General features: G+C 70.5%; 25 protein-coding genes. 11 read left to right on the top strand and 14 right to left on the bottom strand.

All coding sequences use genetic code 11. The features are described 5' to 3' along the window. Position 1 precedes the first annotated feature (1 nt). The 7 genes from ACFHWE_RS18045 to dnaK form a co-directional block, all read right to left on the bottom strand. A complete protein-coding gene (locus tag ACFHWE_RS18045) occupies positions 2-415 on the bottom strand; it encodes a PIN domain nuclease (RefSeq protein ID WP_416602841.1) in 414 nt (137 codons plus the stop codon). After that, a complete protein-coding gene (locus ACFHWE_RS18040; RefSeq protein ID WP_416602840.1) occupies positions 412-612 on the bottom strand; it encodes a type II toxin-antitoxin system VapB family antitoxin in 201 nt (66 codons plus the stop codon). Before ACFHWE_RS18040 ends, ACFHWE_RS18045 begins: the two co-directional genes overlap by 4 nt. 106 nt (positions 613-718) lie before the next feature. Beyond that, the gene (gene clpB / locus ACFHWE_RS18035; protein WP_416602839.1) at positions 719-3,328 is read right to left on the bottom strand and encodes an ATP-dependent chaperone ClpB; all 2,610 of its coding nucleotides are present in this window, start codon (positions 3,326-3,328) and stop codon (positions 719-721) included. Between the two features lie 86 nt (positions 3,329-3,414). Next, positions 3,415-3,894: a heat shock protein transcriptional repressor HspR gene (locus ACFHWE_RS18030; protein ID WP_416602838.1), complete on the bottom strand. Its 480-nt coding sequence runs from the start codon at positions 3,892-3,894 to the stop codon at positions 3,415-3,417. After that, positions 3,891-5,054, bottom strand: coding sequence for a molecular chaperone DnaJ (dnaJ, locus tag ACFHWE_RS18025; protein ID WP_416602837.1), 1,164 nt, complete (start codon positions 5,052-5,054; stop codon positions 3,891-3,893). The genes ACFHWE_RS18030 and dnaJ overlap by 4 nt, the downstream gene beginning before the upstream one ends. A gap of 142 nt (positions 5,055-5,196) precedes the next feature. After that, entirely contained in the window at positions 5,197-5,925 is a 729-nt protein-coding gene (gene grpE, locus ACFHWE_RS18020; protein WP_416602836.1) for a nucleotide exchange factor GrpE, read from the bottom strand. 43 nt (positions 5,926-5,968) lie between these two features. Then, positions 5,969-7,816 carry a molecular chaperone DnaK gene (gene dnaK, locus ACFHWE_RS18015; protein ID WP_416602835.1) on the bottom strand — a complete coding sequence of 616 codons (1,848 nt, stop codon included), beginning with the start codon at positions 7,814-7,816 and terminating at the stop codon, positions 5,969-5,971. A 622-nt stretch (positions 7,817-8,438) separates the two neighbouring features. On the opposite strand from dnaK, the gene ACFHWE_RS18010 reads away from it, so the two are divergent. The 5 genes from ACFHWE_RS18010 (at position 8,439) to ACFHWE_RS17990 (ending at position 14,790) form a co-directional block, all read left to right on the top strand. Beyond that, a complete protein-coding gene (locus tag ACFHWE_RS18010) occupies positions 8,439-10,625 on the top strand; it encodes a (Fe-S)-binding protein (protein WP_416602834.1) in 2,187 nt (728 codons plus the stop codon). Between the two features lie 166 nt (positions 10,626-10,791). Next, the gene (locus ACFHWE_RS18005) at positions 10,792-11,790 is read left to right on the top strand and encodes an ABC transporter ATP-binding protein (RefSeq protein WP_416602833.1); all 999 of its coding nucleotides are present in this window, start codon (positions 10,792-10,794) and stop codon (positions 11,788-11,790) included. 45 nt (positions 11,791-11,835) lie between these two features. Beyond that, positions 11,836-12,669: an ABC transporter permease gene (locus tag ACFHWE_RS18000; protein ID WP_416602832.1), complete on the top strand. Its 834-nt coding sequence runs from the start codon at positions 11,836-11,838 to the stop codon at positions 12,667-12,669. Positions 12,670-12,745: 76 nt separating this feature from the next. Continuing rightward, a complete protein-coding gene (locus ACFHWE_RS17995) occupies positions 12,746-13,603 on the top strand; it encodes a sensor histidine kinase (RefSeq protein ID WP_416602831.1) in 858 nt (285 codons plus the stop codon). Further along, positions 13,600-14,790 (top strand): sensor histidine kinase, encoded by a 1,191-nt coding sequence (locus ACFHWE_RS17990; RefSeq protein WP_416602830.1) that lies wholly within the window; start codon positions 13,600-13,602, stop codon positions 14,788-14,790. The genes ACFHWE_RS17995 and ACFHWE_RS17990 overlap by 4 nt, the downstream gene beginning before the upstream one ends. On the opposite strand, the gene ACFHWE_RS17985 is transcribed toward ACFHWE_RS17990, so the two are convergent. Beyond that, entirely contained in the window at positions 14,785-14,991 is a 207-nt protein-coding gene (locus tag ACFHWE_RS17985) for a hypothetical protein (RefSeq protein ID WP_416602829.1), read from the bottom strand. The genes ACFHWE_RS17990 and ACFHWE_RS17985 overlap by 6 nt on opposite strands. Positions 14,992-15,339: 348 nt before the next feature. Next, positions 15,340-15,897, bottom strand: a complete 558-nt coding sequence (locus ACFHWE_RS17980; protein WP_416602828.1) for a gamma carbonic anhydrase family protein — start codon at positions 15,895-15,897, stop codon at positions 15,340-15,342. Positions 15,898-16,269: 372 nt separating this feature from the next. On the opposite strand from ACFHWE_RS17980, the gene ACFHWE_RS17975 reads away from it, so the two are divergent. The 3 genes from ACFHWE_RS17975 to ACFHWE_RS17965 all read left to right on the top strand — a co-directional run bounded on the left by ACFHWE_RS17975 (position 16,270) and on the right by ACFHWE_RS17965 (position 18,886). Further along, positions 16,270-17,457, top strand: a complete 1,188-nt coding sequence (locus tag ACFHWE_RS17975; RefSeq protein ID WP_416602827.1) for a cell division protein DivIVA — start codon at positions 16,270-16,272, stop codon at positions 17,455-17,457. Positions 17,458-17,671: 214 nt separating this feature from the next. Beyond that, positions 17,672-18,121 carry a GNAT family N-acetyltransferase gene (locus tag ACFHWE_RS17970; RefSeq protein ID WP_416602826.1) on the top strand — a complete coding sequence of 150 codons (450 nt, stop codon included), beginning with the start codon at positions 17,672-17,674 and terminating at the stop codon, positions 18,119-18,121. Between the two features lie 165 nt (positions 18,122-18,286). Continuing rightward, positions 18,287-18,886, top strand: a complete 600-nt coding sequence (locus tag ACFHWE_RS17965; protein ID WP_416602825.1) for a TetR/AcrR family transcriptional regulator — start codon at positions 18,287-18,289, stop codon at positions 18,884-18,886. Between the two features lie 45 nt (positions 18,887-18,931). On the opposite strand, the gene ACFHWE_RS17960 is transcribed toward ACFHWE_RS17965, so the two are convergent. From ACFHWE_RS17960 to tnpA, 4 genes are all read right to left on the bottom strand, one after another. Continuing rightward, the gene (locus ACFHWE_RS17960; RefSeq protein WP_416602824.1) at positions 18,932-19,249 is read right to left on the bottom strand and encodes a hypothetical protein; all 318 of its coding nucleotides are present in this window, start codon (positions 19,247-19,249) and stop codon (positions 18,932-18,934) included. Between the two features lie 172 nt (positions 19,250-19,421). Beyond that, complete coding sequence (locus ACFHWE_RS17955) at positions 19,422-20,048, bottom strand: superoxide dismutase family protein (protein WP_416602823.1); 627 nt, start codon at positions 20,046-20,048, stop codon at positions 19,422-19,424. A gap of 75 nt (positions 20,049-20,123) precedes the next feature. Then, positions 20,124-20,558 carry a DUF3291 domain-containing protein gene (locus tag ACFHWE_RS17950; protein ID WP_416602856.1) on the bottom strand — a complete coding sequence of 145 codons (435 nt, stop codon included), beginning with the start codon at positions 20,556-20,558 and terminating at the stop codon, positions 20,124-20,126. Between the two features lie 55 nt (positions 20,559-20,613). Beyond that, the gene (tnpA, locus tag ACFHWE_RS17945; RefSeq protein WP_416602822.1) at positions 20,614-21,075 is read right to left on the bottom strand and encodes an IS200/IS605 family transposase; all 462 of its coding nucleotides are present in this window, start codon (positions 21,073-21,075) and stop codon (positions 20,614-20,616) included. Positions 21,076-21,094: 19 nt separating this feature from the next. Between tnpA and ACFHWE_RS17940 the strand changes: the two genes are divergently transcribed. Further along, a complete protein-coding gene (locus ACFHWE_RS17940) occupies positions 21,095-22,258 on the top strand; it encodes an RNA-guided endonuclease InsQ/TnpB family protein (RefSeq protein WP_416602821.1) in 1,164 nt (387 codons plus the stop codon). A gap of 154 nt (positions 22,259-22,412) precedes the next feature. Here the strand turns inward: ACFHWE_RS17940 and ACFHWE_RS17935 are convergent, their stop codons facing one another. Continuing rightward, positions 22,413-23,060, bottom strand: a complete 648-nt coding sequence (locus ACFHWE_RS17935) for a helix-turn-helix transcriptional regulator (RefSeq protein WP_416602820.1) — start codon at positions 23,058-23,060, stop codon at positions 22,413-22,415. Positions 23,061-23,179: 119 nt separating this feature from the next. Between ACFHWE_RS17935 and ACFHWE_RS17930 the strand changes: the two genes are divergently transcribed. Next, a complete protein-coding gene (locus tag ACFHWE_RS17930; protein WP_416602819.1) occupies positions 23,180-23,800 on the top strand; it encodes a YigZ family protein in 621 nt (206 codons plus the stop codon). A gap of 116 nt (positions 23,801-23,916) precedes the next feature. Continuing rightward, complete coding sequence (locus ACFHWE_RS17925; RefSeq protein ID WP_416602818.1) at positions 23,917-25,389, top strand: PQQ-binding-like beta-propeller repeat protein; 1,473 nt, start codon at positions 23,917-23,919, stop codon at positions 25,387-25,389. The last annotated feature ends 42 nt before the right edge of the window (positions 25,390-25,431 follow it).

The raw sequence follows: 25,431 nt of genomic DNA, 5'->3' as shown, positions 1-25,431 counted from the left end.
GTCAGACCGTACCGGCGGGGACGATCCACAGGGTGGGCTGGCCGGTGACCGTCGAGATGAGGTCGTAGTCCTTGTCGTAGTGGACGACCGTCGCCCCGTGGGCCTCGGCGGTCGCGGCGATGATGAGGTCGGCCAGCGCGCGGCGGTGCTGTCCCTTGCGGGCCAGTTCGTGCTGCACCTCGATGGCCCGGCGCATGGCCCGGTTGTCGGTCTCCAGCCAGGGAAGCTTCTCGTAGCCGACGCGGAGGCGCTCGTAGTCTGTGGTGTTCCTGGCCGAGTACAGCAGCTCCAGGGCGATCATCTCGCACATGGCGATCGCGTCGCCGGAGGTGATCAGGGACCGCAGCGCGTCCTGGGCCTGAGTGCTTCGCTTGGTCATCCCATAGGCGGACTTGTCCACGAGATAGAGCGTCAACGCCAGGCATCCTTCATCGTCTCTTCGTCCAGATCGAGGTCGAGTTCTCCTACGAGGTCGAGGAACTCGTGGGATCGCCGCCGTGCCGCGACCTCGCGCAGGGCCCGGTTCACGGTCTCGACCTTGCTCTTGGTGCCGAGTTCCTCGGCGGCCGTGGCCAGGGCGTCGTCGTCGATGTCGATCACGGTTCTGGACATCTCATCCTCCTGCGTATGTATATCAAATAACTCCGCATGATGATATCTCAGCCCGGGCGCACACGTGGGGCCCGCCCCCCGGGGGGGCGGGCCCCGCACCGCTCGGTCACAGCTCCGGTTCGACGGCCTTCCTGCGGCCCACGCTCAGCCGGTCGGCGGTCTCCTCCACGTCCACCTCCACGGTGTCGCCCTCGGCCAGTTCGCCCGAGAGCAGCTCCCGGGCCAGCGGGTCGCCGATGGCCGACTGCACCAGGCGGCGCAGCGGCCGGGCCCCGTAGTTGGGGTCGTAGCCCGCCAGCGCCAGCCAGTCGCGGGCCGCCGGTGTCACCTCCAGCCCCAGGCGCCGGTCGGCCAGGCGCCGCGCCAGCTTGTCCACCTGGAGGTCGACGATCCGGGTCAGCTCCTCCGTGGACAGCGCGTCGAACATGATCACGTCGTCCAGCCGGTTGAGGAACTCCGGCTTGAACGTCGCGCGCACCACGTCCATGACCCGGTCCCTGCGCTGGGCCTCCTCCAGCGACGGGTCCACCAGGAACTGCGATCCCAGGTTCGAGGTGAGGATGAGGATGGTGTTGCGGAAGTCCACGTGGCGGCCCTGCCCGTCGGTCAGCCGACCGTCGTCCAGAACCTGGAGCAGGGTGTCGAACACCTCCAGGTGTGCCTTCTCCACCTCGTCCAGCAGCACCACCGTGTACGGCCTGCGCCGTACCGCCTCGGTGAGCTGGCCGCCCTCCTCGTAGCCCACGTATCCGGGGGGCGCGCCCACCAGCCGCGACACCGAGTGTTTCTCGGCGTACTCGCTCATGTCGATGCGCACGATCGCGCGCTCGTCGTCGAACAGGAACTCCGCCAGGGCCTTGGCCAGCTCGGTCTTGCCCACACCGGTCGGGCCCAGGAACAGGAACGAGCCCGTCGGCCGGTCGGGGTCGGAGATGCCCGCGCGGGCGCGCCGCACCGCGTCGGACACCGCGGCCACGGCGGCCCTCTGGCCGATGAGCCGCCGCCCCAGCTCGTCCTCCATGCGCAGCAGCTTGGAGGTCTCGCCCTCCATCAGGCGGCCCACGGGGATGCCGGTCCAGGAAGAGACCACGTCGGCCACCTCGTCGGCGCCTACCTCGTCCTTGACCATGGTGTCACCGGAGCTCGCGGCCTCCTCCTCCGCGGTGGAGGCCTCCTCGACCTGCTTCTCCAGCTTCGGGATGTCCCCGTACATCAGCCGGGACGCCTCGTCGAAGTCACCCTCGCGCTGGGCGAGCTCGGCGCGGGTGCGCAGGTCGTCCAACTGCCCCTTGAGCTCGCCGACCCGGTTGAGCCCGGCCTTCTCCTGCTCCCACCGGGCGACCAGCGCGTTGAGGTGCTCCTGCCGGTCGGCCAGGTCGGCGCGCAGCCGCTCCAGCCGCTGGCGGCTGGCCTGGTCCGACTCCTTGGCCAGCGCCATCTCCTCCATCTTCAGGCGGTCGACGGCTCGCTGGAGCTCGTCGATCTCCACCGGGCTGGAGTCGATCTCCATGCGCAGCCGGGACGCCGCCTCGTCGATGAGGTCGATCGCCTTGTCCGGCAGGAACCGGGCGGTGATGTAGCGGTCGGACAGGGTCGCGGCGGCCACCAGAGCGGCGTCGGAGATCTGCACCTTGTGGTGCGCCTCGTAGCGGCCCTTGAGCCCGCGCAGGATCGCGATCGTGTCGGCGGAGGAGGGCTCGCCCACCATGACCTGCTGGAACCGGCGCTCCAGAGCCGGGTCCTTCTCGATCCTCTCCCGGTACTCGTCCAGCGTGGTGGCGCCCACCATCCGCAGCTCGCCGCGCGCGAGCATGGGCTTGAGCATGTTGCCCGCGTCCATGGCGCCCTCGGCGGCACCCGCGCCGACCATGGTGTGCAGCTCGTCGATGAACGTGATGACCCGGCCCTCGGACTCCTTGATCTCCGAGAGCACCGCCTTGAGCCGCTCCTCGAACTCGCCCCGGTACTTGGCACCCGCCACCATCGCGGACAGGTCCAGGCTCACCAGGCGCTTGCCCAGCAGCGACTGCGGCACGTCCCCGGCGACGATGCGCTGTGCCAGCCCCTCCACGACGGCGGTCTTGCCGACACCGGGCTCGCCGATGAGGACCGGGTTGTTCTTCGTGCGGCGGCTGAGCACCTGGATCACCCGGCGGATCTCCCCGTCGCGGCCGATCACCGGGTCCACCTTGCCCTCGCGGGCGCGCTCGGTGAGGTCGACTCCGAACTTCTCCAGCGCCTGGAAGGTGTCCTCGGGGTTCTCCGAAGTGACCTTGCCGGTGCCGCGCACGCGCTCGAACGCCTCCAGGAGCGCCTCCGGGGTGGCGCCCACCTCGCCCAACAGCCTCTTGGCCTCACCGCCGTCGGCGGCCAGCCCGACGAGCAGGTGCTCGGTGGAGACGTACTCGTCCTCCAGTTGCCGGGCGCGCTGGGCGGCGGTGTTGAGGGACACGATCAGCCGGCGCGAGGAGTTGGGCGAGCTGACAGTCGAACCGGCGGCCTTGGGCAGCGCGCCGATCGCGGCCTCGACCCGGCCCGTGAGCACGTCGGGGTCGGCGCCCACCTCCTTGAGCAGCGGGCGGGTCACCCCCTCGGCCTGCTCCAGCAGCGCGGCTAGCAGGTGGAGCGGGTCCACCTCCGGACTGCCGTCCGCGGTGGCGCGCCGGACCGCGGTCGACAGGGCTTCCTGGCTCTTCTTGGTGAACTTCTCGTTCATCTCCCGTGACCCCTTTCACCGAAAATGTCACTGAGGGTGACTGTCCTTGGATCGGCGCGCCCCCGCGGCGCCGTGTCCGGGGCCCGTCAGCCCTGTGTGTCTCCTCGGCCCTGCGGGCCGTCGCCGGGACCGCTGCCCGGGTTCTGCTCGTCGGGCCTCTCGGCCGTGTTGAAGATCGTCACGCGGGTGCGGCGCACCAGCTCCCCGCCGCGCCCGCCCTCGGCGGGACGGCCGCGCCGGGCCACCGCCCGCCGCGCGGCCTCCAGCTCGTTGGCCAGGTGGAAGACCTGCTCGCGCAACTGGTCGACCTCGTGCTCCAGTTCGAGGATCCGCTTGATGCCCGCGAGGTTGATGCCCTCCTCCTGGGACAGGCGCTGCACCTGGCGCAGCATCTGCACGTCCCGCATGGAGTAGCGGCGCCCCCGCCCGGACGCGCGGCCGGGTGAGACGATGCCCAGCCGGTCGTACTGCCTCAGGGTCTGCGGGTGCATGCCCGCCAGCTCCGCCGCCACCGAGATCACGTAGACCGGTGCGTCGGCGCCGAAGGAGTCGTTCACGTCGATCACACGTCCTTCGCCCGCGCTTCTAGTCCCGCGCGCGGGTCGTGGTCGGTCGTCGCGGAGCGGAACTTCTCCAGCGCTTCCCGCGCGTCGGTGCTGACGTTCTGGGGCACCGTGACCTCGATCGTCACGAGCATGTCGCCGACGGTGCCGTCCTTGCGGGCGGCGCCCTTGCCGCGCACGCGCAGGGTGCGGCCGTTCGGCGTGCCCGGCGGGACCTTCACGGTCACCGGGAACCCGTTGAGCGTGGGGACCCGGACGTCGGCACCGAGGACGGCCTCGGGGAAGGTCACCGGTACGGTGATGGTGAGGTTGTCGCCGCTCCTGCCGAACACCGGGTGCTCCTTCACGTGGACGAGGACGTACAGGTCGCCCGCGGGGCCGCCGTGCTCGCCCGGGGCGCCCTTGCCCTTGATCCGGATCCTGCGGCCGTCGGAGACACCGCCGGGGATCCGCGTCTGGATGGTGCGGGTGCTCTTGCCGCGCCCGCTGCCGTTGCACTCGGTGCAGGGGTCGTCGACCACCAGGCCGCGGCCCTTGCACTCGCCGCACGGCTCGGACAGCGAGAAGCCGCCCAGATTGGTGTTCTCGTGCCCGGTGCCGCTGCACTTGGCGCACATCCGCGGGGCGGTGCCCGCCTTGGCGCCGGTGCCCTTGCAGGAGGCGCAGGCGGTCTCACTGGAGAGGCGGAAGGAGCGCGTGGCCCCCTCGGCCGCCTCGCGGAAGGTCAGGGTGGTCTCGGTCTCGACGTCGCTTCCGCGCCTGCTGCGGGCGGCGCCCGCGCGGCCCCGGCCGCCGAACAGGCCGCCGAACAGGTCGCCGAGGCGCTCACCGCCCGTGCCCGCGCCGCCCCCGCCGCCGGGGCCGCGTCCGAACAGGTCGCCCATGTCGAAACCGCCCGGACCGGCGCCGCCCGGCCGGTAGGAGCCGCCGAACAGGGACCGGGCCTCGTCGTACTCCTTGCGGCGCTTCTCGTCCGACAGGACGTTGTAGGCCTCGGAGATCTCCTTGAAGCGCTCCTCGGCCTTGGGATCGTCGGTGTTGGCGTCGGGGTGGCTCTCGCGGGCGAGCTTGCGATAGGCCTGCTTGATCTCGTCCTTCGAGGCGGTCTTTGAGACTCCGAGGACCTTGTAGTAGTCCTTCTCCAGGTAGTCCTTGGTGCTCATCGACTGGTGCCTTCTCCCGCTGGTCCCGGCTTGCGTCCGATACTTCCACCTTCCCCGGCCTCCGACGGCACCGGGTGCGGCCCCCGGTCCGCGCCCCCTCCGCGGAGGGGGCGCAGACCGGCAGGGCCCACGGGCGTACCCGCTACTTCTGGTCGTCCGACCCCTCGCCCCCGTCGGAGGAGGCGTCGTCCGCGGTCTCGGCGGCCCCGGTGTCCTCGGCGCCGTCACCGGCGTCCCCGACCGGGTCCCCGACGACCACGCGGGCCGGCCGGAGGATCCTCTCACCGATGCGGTACCCGGGTTGGAACACCTCGATCACCGTCTGGACGGAGATCTCTGGTGTGGGCACCAGGGTGAGGGCCTCGTGCAGGTTCGGGTCGAACTCCTCGCCCGCCTCGGCGAACCTCTCCAGTCCGAGCTTGGTGGCCGTGGCCTCCAAGGCCTCGCCCACCGCCTTGAAGCCGCCCGTGAGCTCCTCGTGCTGCCGCGCGCGACCGATGTCGTCCAGGATCGGCAGGAGCTCGCCGACCACCTGCGCGGTGGCCGTCTCCCGGACGGCGACCCGGTCGCGCTCGACGCGCTTGCGGTAGTTGGCGTACTCCGCCTGGACCCGCTTGATGTCGCCCGTGAGCTCGATGACCCGCTCGTCCGCGTTGATCGCCTCGGTGACCACCTCCTCCGGGGTGTCGGGGACCTCGACGGCCTCCTCGGCCGACGCGTCCCCCTCCCCGGTGCCCGTGGCCTTCTCCTCGGCGTCCTTCGGAGTCCGGACCTCGCCCGTCTCCGGGTCGATCCGGCGGTTGTCGCGGATCACCGGCCCCTGGGGCTCCTCACCGTCGCCTGTGCCGTTCGTCTCGTCCGACAGCGCCATGTCCGATGTGCCCTCCTTCCTCGACTCGTCCCCCGGCTCCGGTTCAGGAGGACTGGGTGCCCTTGCCGTTGTCCTCGTCGACGATCTCGGCGTCCACGACGTCGGCGTCGTCGTCGGAGGAGGTCTGCTGGCCCTCACCGGACGCGGCGCCCTCCTGGCCCTGGCTGTAGATCGCGGAACCGATCTTCTGGCTGGAGAGGGCGACCTTCTCGCTGGCGGTGCGGATGGCCTCGACGTCCGTGCCCTCCAGGGCGGTCTTCAGCTCGGCGACGGCCGCCTCGGTCTCGGAGCGCACGTCCGCCGGGACCTTGTCCTCGTTGTCGGCGATGACCTTCTCGGTCTGGTAGACGAGGGACTCGGCGTTGTTGCGGACCTCGGCCTCCTCGCGGCGCTTGCGGTCCTCCTCGGCGTACTCCTCGGCCTCGCGGACCATCTTGTCGATGTCGTCCTTGGACATCGCCGAGCCGCCGGAGATGGTGACGGACTGCTCCTTGCCGGTGCCCAGGTCCTTGGCGGTGACGTTGACGATGCCGTTGGCGTCGATGTCGAAGGTGACCTCGATCTGCGGCACGCCGCGCGGCGCCGGGGGCAGGCCGCTCAGGTCGAAGACGCCCAGCTTCTTGTTGTACTGGGCGATGTCGCGCTCGCCCTGGTAGACCTGGATCTGCACGGACGGCTGGTTGTCGTCGGCCGTGGTGAAGATCTCCGAGCGCTTGGTCGGGATGGTCGTGTTGCGCTCGATGAGCTTGGTGAACACGCCGCCCTTGGTCTCGATGCCCAGCGACAGCGGGGTGACGTCCAGCAGCAGGACGTCCTTGACCTCGCCCTTGAGTACACCGGCCTGGAGCGAGGCGCCGATGGCGACGACCTCGTCGGGGTTGACGCCCTTGTTGGGCTCCTTGCCGCCGGTCATCTCCTTGACCAGGTCCACGATGGCGGGCATGCGGGTGGAGCCGCCGACCATCACCACGTGGTGGATGTCGCTGAGCTGGATGCCCGCGTCCTTGAGGACCTGCTGGAACGGGGTCTTGGTCCGCTCGACCAGGTCCGAGGTCAGGCGCTGGAACTCGGCGCGGCTGAGCTTCTCGTCCAGGTGCAGTGGGCCCTCGGCCGAGGCCGTGATGTAGGGCAGGTTGATGACCGACTCGCTGGAGCTGGACAGCTCGATCTTGGCCTTCTCCGCGGCCTCGCGCAGGCGCTGGAGGGCCATCTTGTCCTTGGACAGGTCCACGCCGTTGGCGTTCTTGAACCGCTCGACCAGCCAGTCGACGACCGCCTGGTCCCAGTCGTCGCCGCCCAGGTGGTTGTCGCCGTTGGTGGCCTTGACCTCCACGACGCCGTCACCGACCTCCAGCAGGGAGACGTCGAAGGTGCCGCCACCGAGGTCGTAGACGAGGATCGTCGCCTCGTCCTCCTTCTCCAGGTGGTAGGCCAGGGCCGCCGAGGTGGGCTCGTTGATAATGCGCAGGACGTTGAGCCCGGCGATCGTGCCGGCCTCCTTGGTGGCCTGGCGCTGGGAGTCGCTGAAGTAGGCGGGCACGGTGATGACCGCGTCGGTGACGTCCTCGCCGAGGTAGGCCTCGGCGTCGCGCTTGAGCTTCTGGAGGATGAAGGCGCTGATCTGCTGCGGGTTGAAGGTCTTGTCGTCGATCTTCACCGACCAGTCGGTGCCGATGTGGCGCTTGACCGAGCGGATGGTCCGGTCGACGTTGGTGACGGCCTGGCGCTTGGCGACCTCACCGACGAGGACCTCGCCGTTCTTGGCGAAGGCGACGACGGAGGGGGTGGTGCGGGCCCCCTCGGCGTTGGCGATGACCGTGGGCTCGCCGCCCTCCAGGACCGCGACACACGAGTTCGTCGTACCGAGGTCGATTCCGACCGCACGAGCCATGGTTGGTACCTCCGTCAAGGTTGAGTCTTTCACACGTAAGTTTGCTTCGTCTGATCATCACTGTCAAATCAGTTGAGTCGACCAGACTCAAGGTGGTGTCTACAGGTGGACAACGGCCGGTCCCGCCGTGGTGTTCCCGCTCGAAGGGCTTTCGGGGAGGAAAAGGGGCGATCCCGGGGAAACCTTGACTCGGGGTCCGGGAGATCCCTGAGGGCTCGGCGTGGAACCTCGCGCGGGCCGACCGTCGGATCGGCGGTCTCTGGTGCTCTCCGGCGGCTCCGAGCGGCACCGATACAGGTGACAGGTGGGAACACGGATACCCCCGGACGTTCGCCGCACCTGTTCGTCAGCTACACATAAGGGTGTGGGTGGTGTGACCGGGGCAGACTCCGGTGCTCCCACGTGGCCGCGACGCGCCGACCGCCACCGGGTCGGTCCGAGGGTGGGGCCGGGGTCCGCGATCCGGCCCTTTCGGGAATCGCCGTCGGCGCGGTGCCCGCCGTTCACCCGGCGGGGGTGGGTCGGTGGCCGCCGCGCTATTACTCGCTAGTAACATAGTTTCGACCGCCGGTGTGTGGCGCACCGGACGACGCAGCAGGATCAGGATGGGAGGCCACGGACGATGCTGTACCTGACACTGGGCATCATCACCTCGGTCTTCGCCGTGGTCGCGCTCACCATGTTCGCTCTCGCGATCCGCAAGATCGTGCGAACCGTGGGTATCGGCCGCCCGGTGGAGCCCGAGCGCAAGGGGCCGTTCGGACAACGGCTCACCATGACGCTCATCGAGATCCTCGGACACACGAGGATGATCAAGCGTCCGTGGGTCGGCGTGGCCCACTGGTTCGTGATGGTGTCCTTCCCGCTCCTGGTCTTCACCGTCATCGAGGCCCAGGGCGAGGTGTTCGACCCGCACTTCCACCTGCCGCTCATCTACGACTGGACCGTCTACGGCCTGGCCATCGAGATCATCGCGGGCGCCAGCCTCGTCGGCATCCTCGGACTGACCGCCTACCGCCTCATCAACAGCCCGAAGCGGATCGGCCGCGAGTCCCGCTTCATGAACTCCAGGCACTGGACGGCGTACTACGTCGAGGCCTACATCATCGGCCTGCTGATCGCGATCTTCGCGATCCGCGGCCTCAAGGCCGCGATGGACGACTTCCCCTTCCCCGTCTGGGCCACCCCGATCTCGTACGCGGTCGGCACGTTCATGCCGGGCGAGGCGGCCGTCGCCGAGCCCGCCATCGCCCTGGTCGCCGCGTTCAAGCTCATCATCAGCTACGCGTTCTTCGTGGTGCTGGCGGTCAACCTCACCATGGGTGTGGGCTGGCACCGCTTCCTCGCCCCGGTCAACATCTACTTCAAGCGCAAGGCCGACGGCGCCCCGTCGCACGGCGCCGCCAAGCAGATGATGGACGGTTCCGGCACCAAGCCCCTCGACTTCGAGGAGGCCGACCCCGACGAGGACCCGTTCGGCGCCGGCAAGATCGAGGACTTCACCTGGAAGGGCCTGCTGGACTTCACCAGCTGCACCGAGTGCGGACGCTGCCAGTCCCAGTGCCCCGCGTGGAACACCGGCAAGCCGCTCTCGCCCAAGAAGGTCATCCTCGACCTCCAGGCGCACGCCTATGAGAAGGCCCCGTACCTGCTCCAGGGCATCACCGAGGAGACCCTCGCCGAGAAGCCCGACGAGTCCCACGCGGGCGTCGACGTCCTCGCCCTCCTCAACAAGCCGCTCGTCGGCACCGAGGAGGAGGGCGGCGTCATCCACCCGGACGAGCTGTGGTCGTGCACCAACTGCGGCGCCTGTGTCGAGCAGTGCCCCGTGGACATCGAGCACATCGACCACATCCTCGACATGCGCCGCTACCAGGTCATGGTCGAGTCCAACTTCCCGTCCGAGGCCAACACCCTCCTCAAGAACCTTGAGAACAAGGCCAACCCCTGGGGTATGGCCGAGGACAAGAGGATGGACTGGATCCAGGAGCTCGCCGAGCAGGAGAACCCGGTCGAGGTCCAGGTCGTCGACGACAAGCTGGACGAGGACACCGAGTACCTGTTCTGGGTCGGTTGCGCCGGCGCCCTGGAGGACCGCGCCAAGAAGACCACCAAGGCCATCGCCGAACTGCTGGACATCGCGGGCGTCAAGTTCGCCGTCCTCGGCGGGATGGAGGCCTGCACCGGTGACCCGGCGCGCCGCCTGGGCATGGAGTACGTCTTCCAGATGCTCGCCCAGCAGAACGTGGAGACGCTGAACGAGGTCGGCGTCACCAAGATCGTGGCCAGTTGCCCGCACTGCTTCAACACGCTCGCCAACGAGTACCCGCAGCTCGGCGGTACCTACGAGGTGGTCCACCACAGCCAGCTCCTGGCCAAGCTGGTCGAGGACGGTCAGCTCACCCCGGTGCAGAGCGTGGACGAGGACATCACCTACCACGACCCCTGCTTCCTGGGCCGCCACAACAAGGTCTACACGCCGCCGCGCGACATCATGGCGCAGGTGCCCGGCGTCAAGACCAAGGAGATGCACCGCCACAAGGAGAAGGGCTTCTGCTGCGGCGCCGGCGGCGCCCGCATGTGGATGGAGGAGCGGATCGGCAAGCGCATCAACACCGAGCGGGTGGACGAGGCGCTGACCACCAACCCCGACACCGTCTCCACCGCGTGCCCGTTCTGCCAGGTCATGCTCGGCGACGCCATCAACGAGAAGAAGTCCAAGGGCGAGGCCAAGGAGTCGCTGGAGGTCGTGGACGTCTCCCAGCTTCTGCTGCGCTCGGTCAAGGGCGACAAGCCCGCCGAGGTCTAGTCCAGGGTTCCTCGCACACGCACGGGGCCGGTACCGATACCGCGATCGGTACCGGCCCCGCCGCGTCGTATGACATTCGTCAGTGCCCCCACCAGGTGATTCCGCACGGTGGGCCGGTGACAACGGCGTCTTCCGGACACCACCGGGCATCCGGGACCCTGGGGCCATGACGACGACAGCGCGCACCGCAGCAGAGGCCACCGGGTCCGGCACCACCGGCGAACCCGTGGTGGCCGTCCGCGACCTCCACCAGCGCTACGGGGACTTCGAGGCCGTCAAGGGCGTCTCCTTCGAGATCCACCCGGGTGAGCTGTTCGCGCTCCTGGGTACCAACGGCGCCGGGAAGACCACCACCATCGAGACGCTGGAGGGCTTCCGCAGGCCCAGCTCCGGCACCGTCCGCGTGTTCGGCCGCGACCCCTACGGACAGCCGAGCGGGGTCCGCGAGCGCACCAACGCCGTCCTCCAGGGCAGCGCGCTCATGGAGGACCTCAGCGTCCAGGAGAGCCTGGACCTGGCCTACGACCTGGCCGCCGACCCGCGGCCGGTCGGGGAGGTCCTCGAACTGGTGGGCCTGGCCGACAAGGCGAAGGTGCGGACCCGGCAGCTCTCCGGCGGGCAGAAGCGGCGCCTGGACCTGGCCCTGGCGCTGCTGACCCGCCCCGAGGTCCTCTACCTGGACGAGCCCACCACCGGCATGGACGCCGAGGGCCGCATCGACACCTGGCGGATCCTCCAGGGCCTCAAGGACGAGGGGACCGCGGTCCTGCTCACCACCCACTACCTGGAGGAGGCCGAGCGGCTCGCCGACCGCCTCGCGATCATGCACCGGGGCGAGGTCGGGGTGGAGGGCACGCTCGACGCCGTCCTCTCCGGCTGGGGCGACCGCGTGGGCTTCGCCCTCGCCGAGGACGTGCGGACCGCCGACCTCCCCGGACTCCCCGGAGCCGAGCTGTCGGTGGAGAGCCGCGGTGACACCCTGTGGGCCACCTACACGGTCACCGGCGGCGACACCGAGCTGCGGGCGCAGCACACGGTGACCGCCCTCCTGGAGTGGGCCGCCGCCCACGGAAGCGCTCTGCGCCGCCTCCAGGTACGGGGCGCCTCCCTGGAGGACGTCTTCCTCCGGGTCGCCGACGGCGCCGCCGACCTGGTCGGCGACTGACCGCCTCCGCCCCTGCCCCGTCCCGGAAGCTTCGAGGAGACCGCCATGACCACCACCGACACCGTCAGGACCCGCAGGTCCCCCGGAACCGCGCGACAGGTCCTCAGACTCACCCGTACCGAGTTCACGCTGTTCGTCCGCTACAAGACGGCGTGGATGTTCCTCGCCTTGCCCCTGTTCTTCGCCCTCATGGCCACGCAGCAGCCCGACGACGAGATCGTCCCCGGGTTCGGCATGGGCGAGATGACCATGATCAGCATGATGGGTGCCGCCAGTCTCATGCTGGGCATCGGGCACGCCTCCAACGTCTTCACCGCCCGGCGCGAGGCCCTGGTGCTCAAGCGCCTGCGGGTCAGCGGAGTGACCCAGCCGGTGGTCTTCGGCGGGGTCATGGGGGTGGTGGCCGTCTTCTCCCTGCTGGCGGTGCTCCTCATGGCCGGACTCATGCTGGCCATGCCGGAGGGATCCCCGCCCCGGGACCCGCTAATGGCCCTGGCCTCGGTCCTGCTTGGCAGTGTCGCCTTCACACTCCTGGGACTGGCGCTGACCCCGCTCGCCACCAACTCCGAGACCGCGCAGTTGGTGGCCATGGTGCCGATGATGATCCTGGTGTTCGCCAGCGGTGGGATCTTCTCCCTGGAGTTCCTTCCGCAGGACGTCCGGCAGTACGTGGGCCTCATCCCCTCGGTGCCCCCGGCCGAGCTGATGCAGGCCGCCTACACCGGGTATGACGTCTTCGGCGGTGCGACCGGAGCCGAGGAGAAGGGCTATCTCGCCCTGTGGGCGGCGGCGCTGCCCTCGATCGGGATCATGCTCGCGTGGATCGCGCTCCTGGCGCTGACAGTGCACCGCTTCTTCCGGTGGGACCCGCGCCGTTAGTGGCGGAGGGCCCCGCACCGGGAACCCCCGATGCGGGGCTACCGTGGCAGGAAGCGCCTCAAGCGGGAGGAACCGGATGGCTGACGGCACAGACGGGCGGCAGGCGTTCAAACTCCGGGTCTGCCGGGCCATCGTCCTGTTCACCCTGTGCTGCGGTCCCGTCGGGATACTCACCTGGCCCCTGATGGACGTCTTCCTCAGAGCTGAGGACGGGACCCCGTCGTGGCGCTTCCCGATCACTTTGGTCCTGGCCGCTGCCACGGCGGCCGTGCTCTTCCGCGTGGAGTGGCGCAGAGTGGACGGTGCCGACAAGGACGCCGGCCCCCTCCTCTTCTGGGGATCGTTCGCCCTGGCCGGGGCGATGTGCCTGTTCATGTCCCCGCTCTTCTCCTCGCCCGTGCTCGCCACCTGGTGGGGTGCGGTCGTCTACGCCGTGCCCCGGCGGCGCGTCGCCGTCGTCACGGCGGTCCTCCCGGTCCTGCCCTGGCTGCTCTACGCGGTGGTCCCGCACGGCTCTCCGCTCCCGGTGTTCCTCGTCATGTGGGTCGCCTCCCTCTTCCAGGCCCTCCTGGTGGCGGCGACCATCGTGGCCACGGTGTGGATGTGGGACGTCACCAAGGACGCGGTGCAGGCCCGGCGCACGCGGGCCCTGCTGGCGGTGGCGGACGAGCGGCTGCGCTTCTCCCGGGACATGGACAGCCTGCTGGGCCACAGCCTGTCGGAGCTGTCCGTGCGCTCCGAACGCGCCGGACGCCTGGTGCCGGACGATCCCGGGCGGGCGGCCGAGGAGATGCTCGCGGTCCAGGCGCTCGCACGCGAGTCGCTCCAGCGGGTGCGCGCGGTGGTGAGCGGCTACCGCGACGGGGAGGACGCCCGGGCGGCCCGTGAGCGGATCGGTGCGGCCGCCCCGGCCGTGGACGGGGAACTTCGGTGACCCCGGTTTCCGTGCCGGGGGAGGCGACCGGCGGCGAGGTGGGCGGACGCAGGCTGCGGATCGCCTGGTGGGTGACGATGGGGCTGGTGGGCTTCATCATCCTGTTGGTGCCCCTGATGGCCCCGTTGGACGCGATGAGCGCCCACTACACGGGCTTCTCGGTGTGGCCCTCCGCCGTCGCGCTGCTTCCCGGGACGGTGTCCTGCGTCCTCCTCGGGCTCCTCTTCCGAGACCGGGTGGACGGCCGCAGCGACGCCGATCCGTGGCTCTACTGGGGATCGCTCGCCGCGCTGGTGCTCTTCTGCGCGCTGCTGCTGAACCCGATGATCCGTGTCCTGGCCATGGCGATGTGGTGGAGTGTCGCGGTGTTCGTCGTCCGTCCCAGACGGGGCGTGGTCCTCACGGCTGCGCTGCTGGCCCTGCACTGGTGCCTCGTTCCGGTGACGCGGTTCGAGATTCACGTGCTCCCCTACGCCCTCACGCAGGCCTTCGCCGTCGCCTACGGTCTCCTGCTGGGGGTCAGCGTTCTGCTGTCCGTCTGGATGTGGGACATCACCAGGGACGCGGTGCGGACCCAGCGGGCACGGGCCCTGCTGGCGGTGGCGGACGAGCGGCTGCGCTTCTCCCGGGACATGCACGACCTGCTCGGCCACAGCCTGTCGGCGCTGTCGGTCAAGGCCGAACTGGCCGCCCGCCTCGCCGAACGGGCCCCCGAGCGGGCGGCGTCGGAGATCGCCGAGGTGCGGGAACTGGCCCGGCAGTCGCTCCAACAGGTGCGGTCGGCGGTCAGCGGGGACCGGGACGCGGACCTGGCCGAGGAGGTGGCATCGGCGTGTACGGCCCTGCGTGCCGACGGGACCGAGGCCGTGGTCACCGGACTGGGACTGGTGGATCCACGCTCCCGGGCGGCGGCGGCCGCGGCGTGGGTCGTCCGGGAGGGCGCCACCAACGTACTGCGGCACAGCGAGGCCGCCGAGTGCCGGATCGGGTTCACCCTCACCGGCGACGGCCGGACACTCGTGGTGGAGGTGTCCAACGACAAGGCGCATCCGGTCGGGGACCCCGTGTCCTTCCCCGGGAGCGGCCTCGTGGGCCTGTACGAACGCGTCGCCGGGGTCGGCGGGTCGCTGACCGCCGCACCGACCGCCGACGGCGGGTTCCTGCTGCGCGCCGTCCTGCCCCTATGACCCGCTGGCCGATCCGCGGTGTCGGCGCGGGTGGAGCGCGCACCGCACCCCGAGGACGCGGTCGATCTCCGCCCGGCTGAGCGGCCCCCGCGCGTCCGCCACGGCGATGAGGACCTCGGCGTACAGCTCGATCTCGTCCAGCGCGACGTGGTCGTGCAGGCTCAGCGGATCGCGTGGGCGGGTGGTCGGGACCCGGTCCACGAACACTCACCTCCCGGGAGCAGGGGTGCCGCGAGTCGACGGGAGCCCCCGCCGCCGGAGCGGCGTGTGCGGGTGCGACGGACCCGGCCCACGGGGCGTGCGTTCGATCCAACGCTACGCCGCCCGGTGCCGCCCGCGCATGACCCGTGAGGACCAGTGGGGGGTGTGGGACCAACCCGGTCTAGCCCCCCCGTCACCCGCCGCCACCCTCAACGGTCGCCTGGCGGCGCGGTCCTTGCCTGCCCGTCACCCGCCGCCACCCTCAACGGTCGCCTGGCGGCGCGGTCCTTGCCTGCCCGTCACCCGCCGCCACCCTCAACGGTCGCCTGGCGGCGCGGCCCCCGGCCCTCAGATCCAGGTCACGTCCTTGTGGCGCAGCGCCAGGTCCGCGTAGTGGGCGGGGGTGTGCTCCAGGACGGCGCGGTCGTCGTCGTTCAGCTCCCGGACCACCTTGCCCGGGACGCCCGCCCACAGCGTGTTCGGCGGCACGGTCTTGCCCGGGGGAACCAGGGCGCCCCCGGCCACGAGCGCGCCCGCGCCCACGCGGGCACCGCCGAGGACGATCGCGCCGATCCCGATGAGCGCGCCCTCCTCCACGACCGCTCCGTGCACCATCGCCTTGTGCCCGAGGCTGACGCCGTCGTGCAGGACCGCGGGCTGGCCGGGGTCGGAGTGCATGCCGCACTGGTCCTGAATGTTCACCCGTTCGCCGACCACGATGTCCTCGGTGTCGGCGCGCAGGACCGAGCCGTACCAGACACTGCTGGCGGCACCGAGGCGGACACGGCCGACCACGACCGCGCCGGGCGCCACCCACGCGCTGGGATGGATGTCGGGTTCGCCGAAGGCGGCCCGGCCGATCCTGGGGCGGGCGCCCTCGGGGCCGCCGTGCGTCGCACTGTCCATCTCGTGTCCTCCAGAGCCTCGCGGCCGGTGCCGGTGCGGGCCGAGGGTGAGTTGACCGCTCGGCCCTCGCACGGGGATGATCGCGCATACCTTAGTAGGACGTGACCAGGGTCCACACGGCACGGTACCCCTCACGGCGCTTGACGCAACGGTGTCAGGCGTGTCTACCTTGGTCCTTTATAAGGTATGCGCGGCATTACGCTCCGCTTTCGGCTGGTGACCCCCGTCTGGCCGGCCGGTGCGGCGAGGGAGAGGGGCCCTCGGTGGAGTCGTTTCCACGGTGGGTGTCCGAACCAACTGGGTACGGGGTAATCAGCACCCTTCGCAAAGTTCGGTCGAAGGGTGTGAGGGACATGAAAGGCGCATAACGAGATGTTGCCGGGCGGCGGATTGCAGCAGGACAGGTTCCCGACGGTGCGCAAGGGCGGTTACGACAAGGCGCACGTCGATGACTACTACGTACGGATGGACAACCAGTCCAAGGACCTCCGTGAGCGTCTCCAGCGCATGGACGACGAGCTGGAGCAGACCAAGCGCGACCTCGCGGTCGCTCGTGAGAAGGCCCAGGTCAAGCCTGAGCACGAGCAGATCAGTGAGCGTATGGCGGAGATCCTGAGGATCACCGAGGAGGAGGCCAAGGAGCGTCGGGCCAAGGTCGACGCCGAGATCCAGGAGCGGGAGAACAAGGCCAAGGAGGAGCTGGCCAAGCGCCGCAAGGACGCCGAGGAGCACGCCGAGCGGATCGTCTCCTCAGCGCGGGAGGAGGCCAACACGATGGTCTCCGACGCCAAGCAGGAGGCCGACGAGCTCCGCAAGAACGCCAAGACCGAGGGCGACCGGCGCCTGAGCGAGGCCGAGGCGCGCGCCAAGAAGATCCACGACACGGCGGACCGCAGGCTGGCGACCCTCACCGCCACGCACGCCGAGGCGCTGCGCCGTCTCAAGGACATGCACTTCACCCTGGCCGACCTGGTGGAGGCCGAGGACAAGGCCGGCGCCCTGGAGACCGGGCTCTCTCGGGAGGACGCGGCGCAGGCCGCCAGGGAGGCCGCGGAGAAGGAGCCCAAGACCCCGGAGAAGCCCGCACCCGCGGGCGGGCCGCAGGCCGCCAGGCCCGTGGCTGCTCAGCCCAAGCCGGAGCCGAAGAAGGAGGAGGCCAAGGCCCCCGCCCCTCAGCAGGCTCCGGACCAGGACGAGGCGACCACGAGGATCCCGCCGGTCGGTCGGGACCAGGACGAGGCGACCACCAAGATCCCGCCGATCCGTCGGGACGATGACGCCACGGTCCGGATCAGGCCGGGCCAGGCTCCGACGCAGCAGCCCGGCGGCGGAACGGCACAGCGTCCTCCTCAGGCGGGCACCCCCGCCGAGCCGCCGCGCGGCGCCCCCGTCCAGGGGCCCGCGCCGAGCGGACCGGCGGCCCCCGGCGGGGCGCCGCGCCCCGCGTCTCCGGCCGACGGTGACGCCGACGGCATCACCGGTGTCTACCGCAGGCCAGAGCCCGGGCAGCAGGAGCCTCCGGCCTCCGAGGAAGGTGTGCGGATCATCCGCAGGGACTAGGAACTGCTCTCCGAACGCGGCGCCGCGCCACGGGGTGGTGGCGGGCCGAAGCGGAGCGGAGGTTCGAAAGGACACAGCCCGGGCGGGACCGGCCGGTGCCTTGTGCCGAACACGGCGGAAGGTGTGGCCACCGGTCCCGCCCTGTGGTGTTGTGGGGGCGGTTATGAAGTGAAGTCCGCTTTGGTGAGTGCTGTCGGCTACGATGCCGAAAGCCATGATGATACGTGCGGCCATCCGCTCCGACCTCGGCGCGATCCTGCGCCTGCTCCGGGAGGTCGGCGACCCCGCCGGTGCCCGGAGCGCGCATGTGCGCATGTCCTCCGCCGCGGTGCGCGCGTGGACGCGGATGGAGAGTGACCCCGACCGCACGGTCCTGGTCGCCGAGGACCGCGGCCAGATCGTCGGAACGCTCGACCTGATGATCGTGGCCAACCTGACTCACGACGCCCAGCCCTGGGCCGCGGTGGACAACCTGGTGGTCGACCCCCAGCGCAGGGGGCAGGGCGTGGGCCGGGCGCTGCTGGAGGACGCGGTGGACCGGGCCACCCACTCCGGCTGCTACAAGGTGGAGATGCTCGCGCACGAGGGCGGCGCGGCCCCCTCCGGGTTCTGTGTCAGGCTCGGGTTCGGGGGCTCCTCCGACGGCTACCGCCGCTACCTGTGATCTCCGTGCTCCCCGAAGCGGTGCGGGTCCCGGAGCGGGTGCGCGAGCGGGCGGAGGCCTGTCGTGTCGGTCTCTCTTACCGCGTCTGTCGTGTACGAACCCGGGCCGTTGGTGCCACTCTGAGGGGATCGAACGTCCATTCCACGGTCGCCGAGGGGGAGGCAGATGGCCCGTTCCGAAGAGGGTGGAGGCGGTTCCCCGCCACTGCGCGGTCGTGAGGCGACACGTGCGCGCATCCTGGAGAGCGCACGGGAGCTGTTCGCCCGGGAGGGCTACGGCGCGGTCTCCTCACGGATGATCGCCGCCCACGCCGGGGTCAACGTGGCCCTCATCAACCGCTACTTCGGATCCAAACGCGGTCTGCTCACCCAACTGCTGTGGGAGGTCGGCGTCTTCCCCGGCATCATCGAGGGGGACCCCGCCACCCTCACACGGCGGCTGGCCGAGCACGCCGTCACCCGCCTGTACGGTGAGGGGTCGCCGTTGCAGCGCGTCGTGGACAACTCCGCCGGCGACCCCGAACTCAAGGCGGTGTACGAGGGGCGGGTCAGGTCCGCCATGGTGGAGCCCCTCACCGCCTATCTGGGCGGGCCGGACGCGCGTGTGCACGCCTCCCTCCTCGCCGCCGTGCTGATCGGGGTGGCCCGGCTCCGGGCCACCGAGGGAGGGGCGTCGCTGCGGGAGTACGACAGGGAGCGGCTCACCGCCCGGATCCAGGCGGTGCTGGACTTGTGCCTGGAGGACTTCGGGCCGGGTGGGGACTGAGGGGCGCACCGCCTGCGGGGCGGCGGTGCGCACGGTCCGGGACGGTCAGCCGATGACGATGGCGCCCGCCAGGACGGGGTCGCCGAACCTGACGTTCCCACTGCCCGAGGCCAGGGCGCGGCTGCCCTGGCAGCTCGTTCCGGCGAAGAGCGCGAACCTGGTGCCCGCCTCGGAGGCGACCTCCACGACCCCGCCCTGGCCGGTCGTGAGCGTGCGGCATCCGCCGTTGCGCACGTCCTGCTCGAAGCCCGACTCGAAGACGACCCGCACGGTCGAGGAGTCCTTCTCCTCGCCGGTCAGGCCGGAGACCGCGCCGGCGATGGTGGCGGACATGGTGGCGAGGTTCTGTGGGCGGATCGGCACGGCGTTCCCCTCTTCGGCCGTACCCGCCGGTCACGAATGCGCACCGTGGGCACGGAATTGATTACTCTGTGTCATTTAGCTACAGGATCACGCGAAAAGGCGGCAGCCCGGACGGAGTGTCGGGCGATTTCCTCACAGGGGCGGGAGCGGGGTTTCCACGAACCGTCGCCCCTCAGAACTGCGTGGTGACGCACGCGAGGCGGTCGCCCGCCTTGCCCGCCTCGCCCTCGCCGGTCTTGGTGTGGTGCTCGTGCAGGACCAGTGAGTTGGCCTCGCCCTCGCGGAACTCCCAGTCGACGGTGGAGTCGGCGACGACGTTGCCGGTCCCGTCGGTGGTGAAGTCCAGCCAGACCTCGTTCTCGGGGTTGGCGTAGGCGGGGTCGCTGGAGGGCTCGTCCGCGGTCGCGGCCGGGTCCTGCTCGTTCTGGTAGTGCGGGCCCGCGTCCGCGGGGGCCTCGCCGCACGGGTCGGTGTGCACGTGGGCGCCGAACTCGCGGTCCGGCTCCAGCCCGGTGCCGGTGAACTGCACGAAGGTCTGGCCGTCCTCCACACGGACCTGGATGTCGGAGGTGGCGCCAGCCGGGACCGCCGTCTCGTCGTAGGTGAAGGTGGACTCGGTCTCACCGACCGGCATGAAGGTGGAGACGGTGACGCTGGGGGAGGCGGTGGGCTGCGGCGCCGTCTCGTTGGTGGCGGCGCTCTCCTCTCCCGCGGTGGTGCCGGAGCCTTCGTCGGCGGCGCATCCGGTGGCGATGAGCGCGGTCAGCGTCAGGCCGACGGTGAGTGAGGTCGTGCGCATGGGCGGGACTCCCGGGATGGTCTGATCGGTCGCCCGCCATCTTACTCAAAGTGATCAAGCGACGACCAAGTGTCGTTAATTTTGGGATGGGGGTGGAGGGAAGGTGGAGCGGAAGGTGAAGGCCTCGGCGGAGGGGCCGTCCGTGCGCAGCAGGTCGAGCCGCTCCCCGGCCTCGTCGAGGGTGGGGACGGTTCCGGCGGGGATCCACCACAGCACGGCGTGGGCCTCCCCCATGTGCTCGAACCACTGGCGGCGGAGCCGGAGTGGCTCCATGTGTCCGCTGCGGTACGTGAAATTCCAGAGGGATTCTACGGTCTCCCAGACGGACATGTTGACGATGACGTCGTCGCCGAAGGGCCGCAGGCCGGTCGCGTCGTCGCCGTCCCCGTCGACCAGGCGCCAGACGAAACCGGGGGAACCCTCGGCCAGGGCGTTGATCCCGTCGAGCCGGTCGGTGAAGCCCGACATGGCCGGGTCGTCAAGCGGTGCGCGCATCCGGGCGATGTTCAGCGTGTCTTAGCGAGGAACCCCGGGGCTTCAGCCCCGGGAGGAATCGCCCCCAAGACTAGGTAGAGCGCCGCTCGATCCCTGGAGCACCGGGACCGGGACGTTTCTGGTTCTCGATGTACTCCCGCACGATCGACAGCGGCGCCCCACCACACGAGCCGACGAAGTAGGACGGCGACCAGAAGTGTCCGTGCACGCGGGCACGGTTGACCCGTCCGGTGAACTCCTGACGAAGCCTGCGAGCGGACACACCCTTGAGCGAGCCGACCAGGCGAGACAACGCGACCTTGGGCGGGTAGTGCACCAACAGGTGGACGTGGTCGGTCTCGCCGTTGAACTCGCGCAGCTCCGCCCCGAAGTCGGCACACACCTCGCGCATGATCTCCCCGCATCGGGTGAGCATGGCGTCGTCGAGCGCACCCCGGCGGTACTTCGGTGTGAAGACCAAGTGCGCGTGGAGGTTATAGACGACGCTTCTTCCCCTGCGTACGTCGGGGTCTGGTTTCCATCGCGGTGACATAGATCAATGCCACGATGCGGTGGTGTGCACGATCGTCGTGCAGCTCAAACTCACGCCTTCGCCCGAACAGGCGGCGGCGCTTGAGGCAACCCTGCACACGGTCAACGAGCAGGCCAACCGTGTTTCCCGGATCGCCCACAGCGAAGGTGCCCACCGCAACTACGCGCTGCGCAAGCTCGTCTACGCCGACGTGCGCGCGGCCGGTGTCGGATCCCAAGCGGCACAGCATGCCGTAAAGGAGGTCGCCGACGCCTACACGACGTTCAAGGCCAACCTGAAGGCCGGGAACTATGGAAAACCCGGGTCGAAGCGGCGCAAACGCGTCGAGGAAAAGCCGGTCGTCTTCCGGTCGGACGCCGCACAGCCCTACGACCAGAGGAACCTTTCCTTCTGTGTGGACGCCCGCACGATCTCGTTGTGGACTGTCCGGGGACGGTTGAAGGACGTGCCCTTCGCTTGCTCACCTGATGCGGCCAAGGCCTTGGGCGAGCACAAGCGCGGAGAGTCCGACCTGCTGTATCGGGACGGGGTGTGGTTCCTGTCCGTCACGCTCACCGTGCCCGACGACGAGGAGTATGACCCGGAGGGATTCCTGGGTGTGGATCTGGGGATCGTCAACATCGCCACCACCAGCGATGGCCGTGTCATGGCCGGGCGCAAGCTCAACCGGCACCGCGGGCGGCAGCAGCGTCTACGCCAGAAGTTGCAGGCCAAGGGCACCACGTCCGCCAAACGTGTGTTGAAGCGGCAGCGACGCAGGGAATCACGCGTCGCCAAGGACGCCAACCACTGCATCTCCAAACGCATCGTGGCCGAGGCTGAACGCACCTCGCGCGGGATCGCCCTGGAAGATCTTTCGGGCATCCGGCAGAGGGTACGGCTTCGCAAGCCCCAGCGGGTCACGTTGCACTCCTGGGCGTTCGCCCAGCTCGGGAGCTTTATCGTCTACAAGGCCAGGCGGGCGGGTGTGCCCGTGGTGTTCGTGGATCCGGCGTACACGTCCCAGACGTGTAGCTGGTGCGACCACCGCGAGAAGGGCAACCGCATCAGCCAGGACTCCTTTGTCTGCCGGTCGTGCGGCGTCGTTGCGCACGCCGACCGGAACGCTTCCCGCAACATCGCCCACCGTGGCGGGGTTGTGTGGAACGCGGGGCGGAAGTCACACGTCCCACCCGGATCCTAGGATCCGGGTGGGACGCGGTGGACGTTCCTGGCAGCCAGTCAGGTGTTCGACCGCAAGCTCGGCCCTTCAGGGCCGAGAAGCTTGACTTGCGCGAGGTGGTGGGTGGGGGAGGAGTCGGTCATGGCACTCAGCAGAACACGGTCCGGTTTCTATGTCAATCTGTATTGTTTTTAGAAATCACCGCGCAGCAGCGGCCGGGGGCGGGGTCCATCCTGGCCCGCGCGTCCCCCTCGCCTCGGGCCTCCAGCACCCCGCGCAGCAACTCCACGTTCAGACCGCAGGCCAGGGGAGGGAAGGCCCGGGCCAACGAGTGGAACGGGCAGTTGCGCAGCAGGATCCGCCCGTCGCCGGACTCGGGCTCATAGCCGCGCTCCTCCAGCAGCTCCGCCAGGGGTCGGCCCCCGCTCTCCCCGCCGATCCGGCGGCCCTCCTCGCGGGCCGAGGCGTACACCGCCTCCTCCGCTCCGTGCTGCTCCAGGGCATCGGCCAGCACCCGCGAGGCGAGTTCGTAGTCGCGCGGCGGAAGGCTCAGCGACACCTCGCGCTCCGCCCGCCGGTACAGCTTGGCCGGGCGCCCCGACCCCGGGCCCTCACGGCCGCTCGTCTTGCCCAGCGCCACCTCCAGCAGGCCCGCCTCCACCAGCCTGTCCAGGTGGTGGGCGGCCAGGGTGCGCTGGAGGCCGAGCGCCTCGGCGGCCCCGCCACGGCTCACCTCGTCCCCCGAGGCGGCGACGTACTCGTACAGTCGGCGCCGTACGGGGTCGGCGAGGGCGCGGGCGGCGGCGATCGAGGCGTGGTCCATGCGTCCATTGTGCTCCCGGGAGAGGCGGCGGCTCCGGGGGCGAACGGTGGCCCGCACACCGGCGCTTCGCCGCGCGGTGGCAGACTGGACCCGGTACGGACCACCGACGAACAGGCGATATGCACACCATCAGACGCGGCGGAGAGGTCGAGACCGAGATCCGCAAGTCCCGCTTTCTCTGCGCCCTGGCCAGGGCGGACGACGAGGACGCCGCGCGCGGGTTCATCGCCGAGCGCCGCCGGGAGCACTGGAGCGCGGCCCACAACTGCACCGCCTACGTGCTCGGCGAGGACGGCGGCGTGCAGCGCTCCAGCGACGACGGCGAGCCGGGCGGCACCGCCGGCGTCCCCATGCTGGAGGTGCTGCGCCACCGCGGCCTCACCGACACGGTCGCCGTGGTCACCCGCTACTTCGGGGGCGTCAAGCTCGGAGCGGGCGGGCTCATCCGCGCCTACGGCAACGCGGTCTCCGCCGCCGTCGACGAGGTCGGCGTGCTGGAGCGCCGACGCCTCCTCGTGGTGGACGTCTTCGCCGACTACGTCCTCGGCGGCCGACTGGAGAGCGACCTGCGCGGCTCCTCCCTCACCGTGCGCGACGTCGCCTACGGGGACCGTGTCCGGATCGAGGTGGCCCTGCCCGAGGCCGAACTGGAGGACTTCGGCGTCCGCCTGGCCGAACTCACCGGAGGCAGAGCGCAGTCCCAGGTCAGAGGGTCCACCGTGGTCGAGGTGGAACCGTGAGCGCGGGTGTGGGACGTTTACACCTCAGTAACGAGTCGTCCCAGCCGTGGGTGTCCACCCGGGGCCGCCGCTTAGGATCTGCCGTAAACACCATCGTTCGTGGGGAGAGACCGTCCATGCGCAGCGCCCGCGTTCCCCAGGCGGTCTCCTGCGGGCTCGCGGTACTGGCGGTGGCGGCCTGCACGCCCGCTCCCGAGCCCGTCGCCCCCGAGCCCAGCCGGGAGCCCACCCCGGTTCCCACGGACTTCACCGGTGACCCGCCGCCGGGGATCGACGGCGAGGTCCTGCGCTTCCTGCACGGCGACGAGGCCGAGGTCCACGCCCTCATCAACGATCCGGCGGGGGTGCGGATCAGCCCCGTCGGCTCCGCCTTCCTCTTCAGCTCCGGGAGCGAGGACCGCCACCTGCTGCACGACGCCGCCACCGGCACGACCCTCTGGGAGGGCGAGGCCCGGTTCCTCGGGTTCGGCGCCGACGGCGCGGGCGAGCGGGTCCTGCTCATGTCGGACCAGGACGGCCGGTTCGCCCTCGACGCGGCCGGGGAGCGCGTGTGGGAGCCCGAGGAGGAGGGCGACGCCTACCTCGACGGGATCGCCGTGCGCTACCCCCAGGGGTGGTCCGCGGAGGAACCCGGCGGCGACTACGCGGTGCTCGGCGCCGAGGGCGCGGTGCTGTGGGAGTACACCCTCGACCCGTTGGAACCGGAGGCCGAGGCGTCTCCGTCGCCGTCCCCGGACGGGCCCTCAGACGGCCCTGGGGACGGTGGGCAGGAGGACCCGGAGGAGGGGGCGGAGGCCGCCCTGGGCGTACCCGTGGCCGCCTGGGAGGACCTCGTCCTGCTGGAGTCGGCCGACGCCGGACTGCGGGCGCACTCCCTCGCCGGGGACGACGCGGGCGAGGAGCTGTGGGCCCTCGGCCGCGACGACGAAGAGCTGGGCACGGGCTCCTCGATGCTGGTCTCCGCGCCTCGGGTGCTCGGCGTGTACACGCTTCCCGACGACGACGACGACGAGGACGAGGACGGCGCGGGGTCCGGTGGCCGTGTCCTGCTGGTGCGCTGGACCGGACCGGAGGACCCCTCCGTCCTCGCCGCCTACGACCCCGCCGACGGCGCATTGCTGTGGTCCCTGGAGGAGCCCGGCCCCAACCCGGTCCGCGCCCCCTTCGAGACCAGTGGTGTCCCCGGCAGCCTCTACGACGGGACCACGGGAACCCTGCTGCTGCCCCAGGCCAGCGGCGAGGCCACCCTGGTCGCCGTCGGCCTCGCGGACGGCGAGGTCCTGTGGGGCCTGGAGGAGGACGACGTGTCCCTCGCCCCGGCCTTCGCCCACGACGGGCTCGTCTACGCCGACTCCCGCACCAACGACGGCGGGGACCGTCAGTTGGTGCTGGAGGCGGAGACCATGGACGTCGTCGCCGACGAGATGACCGCCTACGTCGAGGCGGTCACCGACAGCGGCCACGCGATCCTCGTACAGGGGCGCCAGCGCTTCGTCTTCGGGGCGCCACCCGGCGAGGAGCCCGAGGAGCCCCCATCGCGGAGCCCTGGCGGCGACCCCTCCGCGAGCCCGAGCGAGGGGGCCGCCTGACCGGCGGGTACCGGACACGGGAAAACTGTGGGGGCGCGGTTC

Origin of the sequence: Nocardiopsis sp. LOL_012 (assembly GCF_048060475.1) — a bacterium.
Classification (GTDB): domain Bacteria; phylum Actinomycetota; class Actinomycetes; order Streptosporangiales; family Streptosporangiaceae; genus Nocardiopsis.
This window is presented reverse-complemented; position numbering and strand designations above follow the sequence as displayed.

What these genes read in the sequence shown, in the direction of transcription:
- tnpA (WP_416602822.1), bottom strand. Translation starts at nt 21,075, where the DNA reads ATGTCACCGCGATGGAAACCAGACCCCGACGTACGCAGGGGAAGAAGC.
- ACFHWE_RS17970 (WP_416602826.1), top strand. Translation starts at nt 17,672, where the DNA reads ATGATGATACGTGCGGCCATCCGCTCCGACCTCGGCGCGATCCTGCGC.
- ACFHWE_RS18000 (WP_416602832.1), top strand. Translation starts at nt 11,836, where the DNA reads ATGACCACCACCGACACCGTCAGGACCCGCAGGTCCCCCGGAACCGCG.
- ACFHWE_RS17925 (WP_416602818.1), top strand. Translation starts at nt 23,917, where the DNA reads ATGCGCAGCGCCCGCGTTCCCCAGGCGGTCTCCTGCGGGCTCGCGGTA.
- dnaK (WP_416602835.1), bottom strand. Translation starts at nt 7,816, where the DNA reads ATGGCTCGTGCGGTCGGAATCGACCTCGGTACGACGAACTCGTGTGTC.
- ACFHWE_RS17975 (WP_416602827.1), top strand. Translation starts at nt 16,270, where the DNA reads ATGTTGCCGGGCGGCGGATTGCAGCAGGACAGGTTCCCGACGGTGCGC.
- ACFHWE_RS17955 (WP_416602823.1), bottom strand. Translation starts at nt 20,048, where the DNA reads ATGCGCACGACCTCACTCACCGTCGGCCTGACGCTGACCGCGCTCATC.
- ACFHWE_RS17965 (WP_416602825.1), top strand. Translation starts at nt 18,287, where the DNA reads ATGGCCCGTTCCGAAGAGGGTGGAGGCGGTTCCCCGCCACTGCGCGGT.
- grpE (WP_416602836.1), bottom strand. Translation starts at nt 5,925, where the DNA reads ATGGCGCTGTCGGACGAGACGAACGGCACAGGCGACGGTGAGGAGCCC.
- dnaJ (WP_416602837.1), bottom strand. Translation starts at nt 5,054, where the DNA reads ATGAGCACCAAGGACTACCTGGAGAAGGACTACTACAAGGTCCTCGGA.
- ACFHWE_RS18040 (WP_416602840.1), bottom strand. Translation starts at nt 612, where the DNA reads ATGTCCAGAACCGTGATCGACATCGACGACGACGCCCTGGCCACGGCC.
- ACFHWE_RS18005 (WP_416602833.1), top strand. Translation starts at nt 10,792, where the DNA reads ATGACGACGACAGCGCGCACCGCAGCAGAGGCCACCGGGTCCGGCACC.
- ACFHWE_RS17995 (WP_416602831.1), top strand. Translation starts at nt 12,746, where the DNA reads ATGGCTGACGGCACAGACGGGCGGCAGGCGTTCAAACTCCGGGTCTGC.
- ACFHWE_RS18010 (WP_416602834.1), top strand. Translation starts at nt 8,439, where the DNA reads ATGCTGTACCTGACACTGGGCATCATCACCTCGGTCTTCGCCGTGGTC.
- clpB (WP_416602839.1), bottom strand. Translation starts at nt 3,328, where the DNA reads ATGAACGAGAAGTTCACCAAGAAGAGCCAGGAAGCCCTGTCGACCGCG.
- ACFHWE_RS17930 (WP_416602819.1), top strand. Translation starts at nt 23,180, where the DNA reads ATGCACACCATCAGACGCGGCGGAGAGGTCGAGACCGAGATCCGCAAG.
- ACFHWE_RS17935 (WP_416602820.1), bottom strand. Translation starts at nt 23,060, where the DNA reads ATGGACCACGCCTCGATCGCCGCCGCCCGCGCCCTCGCCGACCCCGTA.
- ACFHWE_RS17980 (WP_416602828.1), bottom strand. Translation starts at nt 15,897, where the DNA reads ATGGACAGTGCGACGCACGGCGGCCCCGAGGGCGCCCGCCCCAGGATC.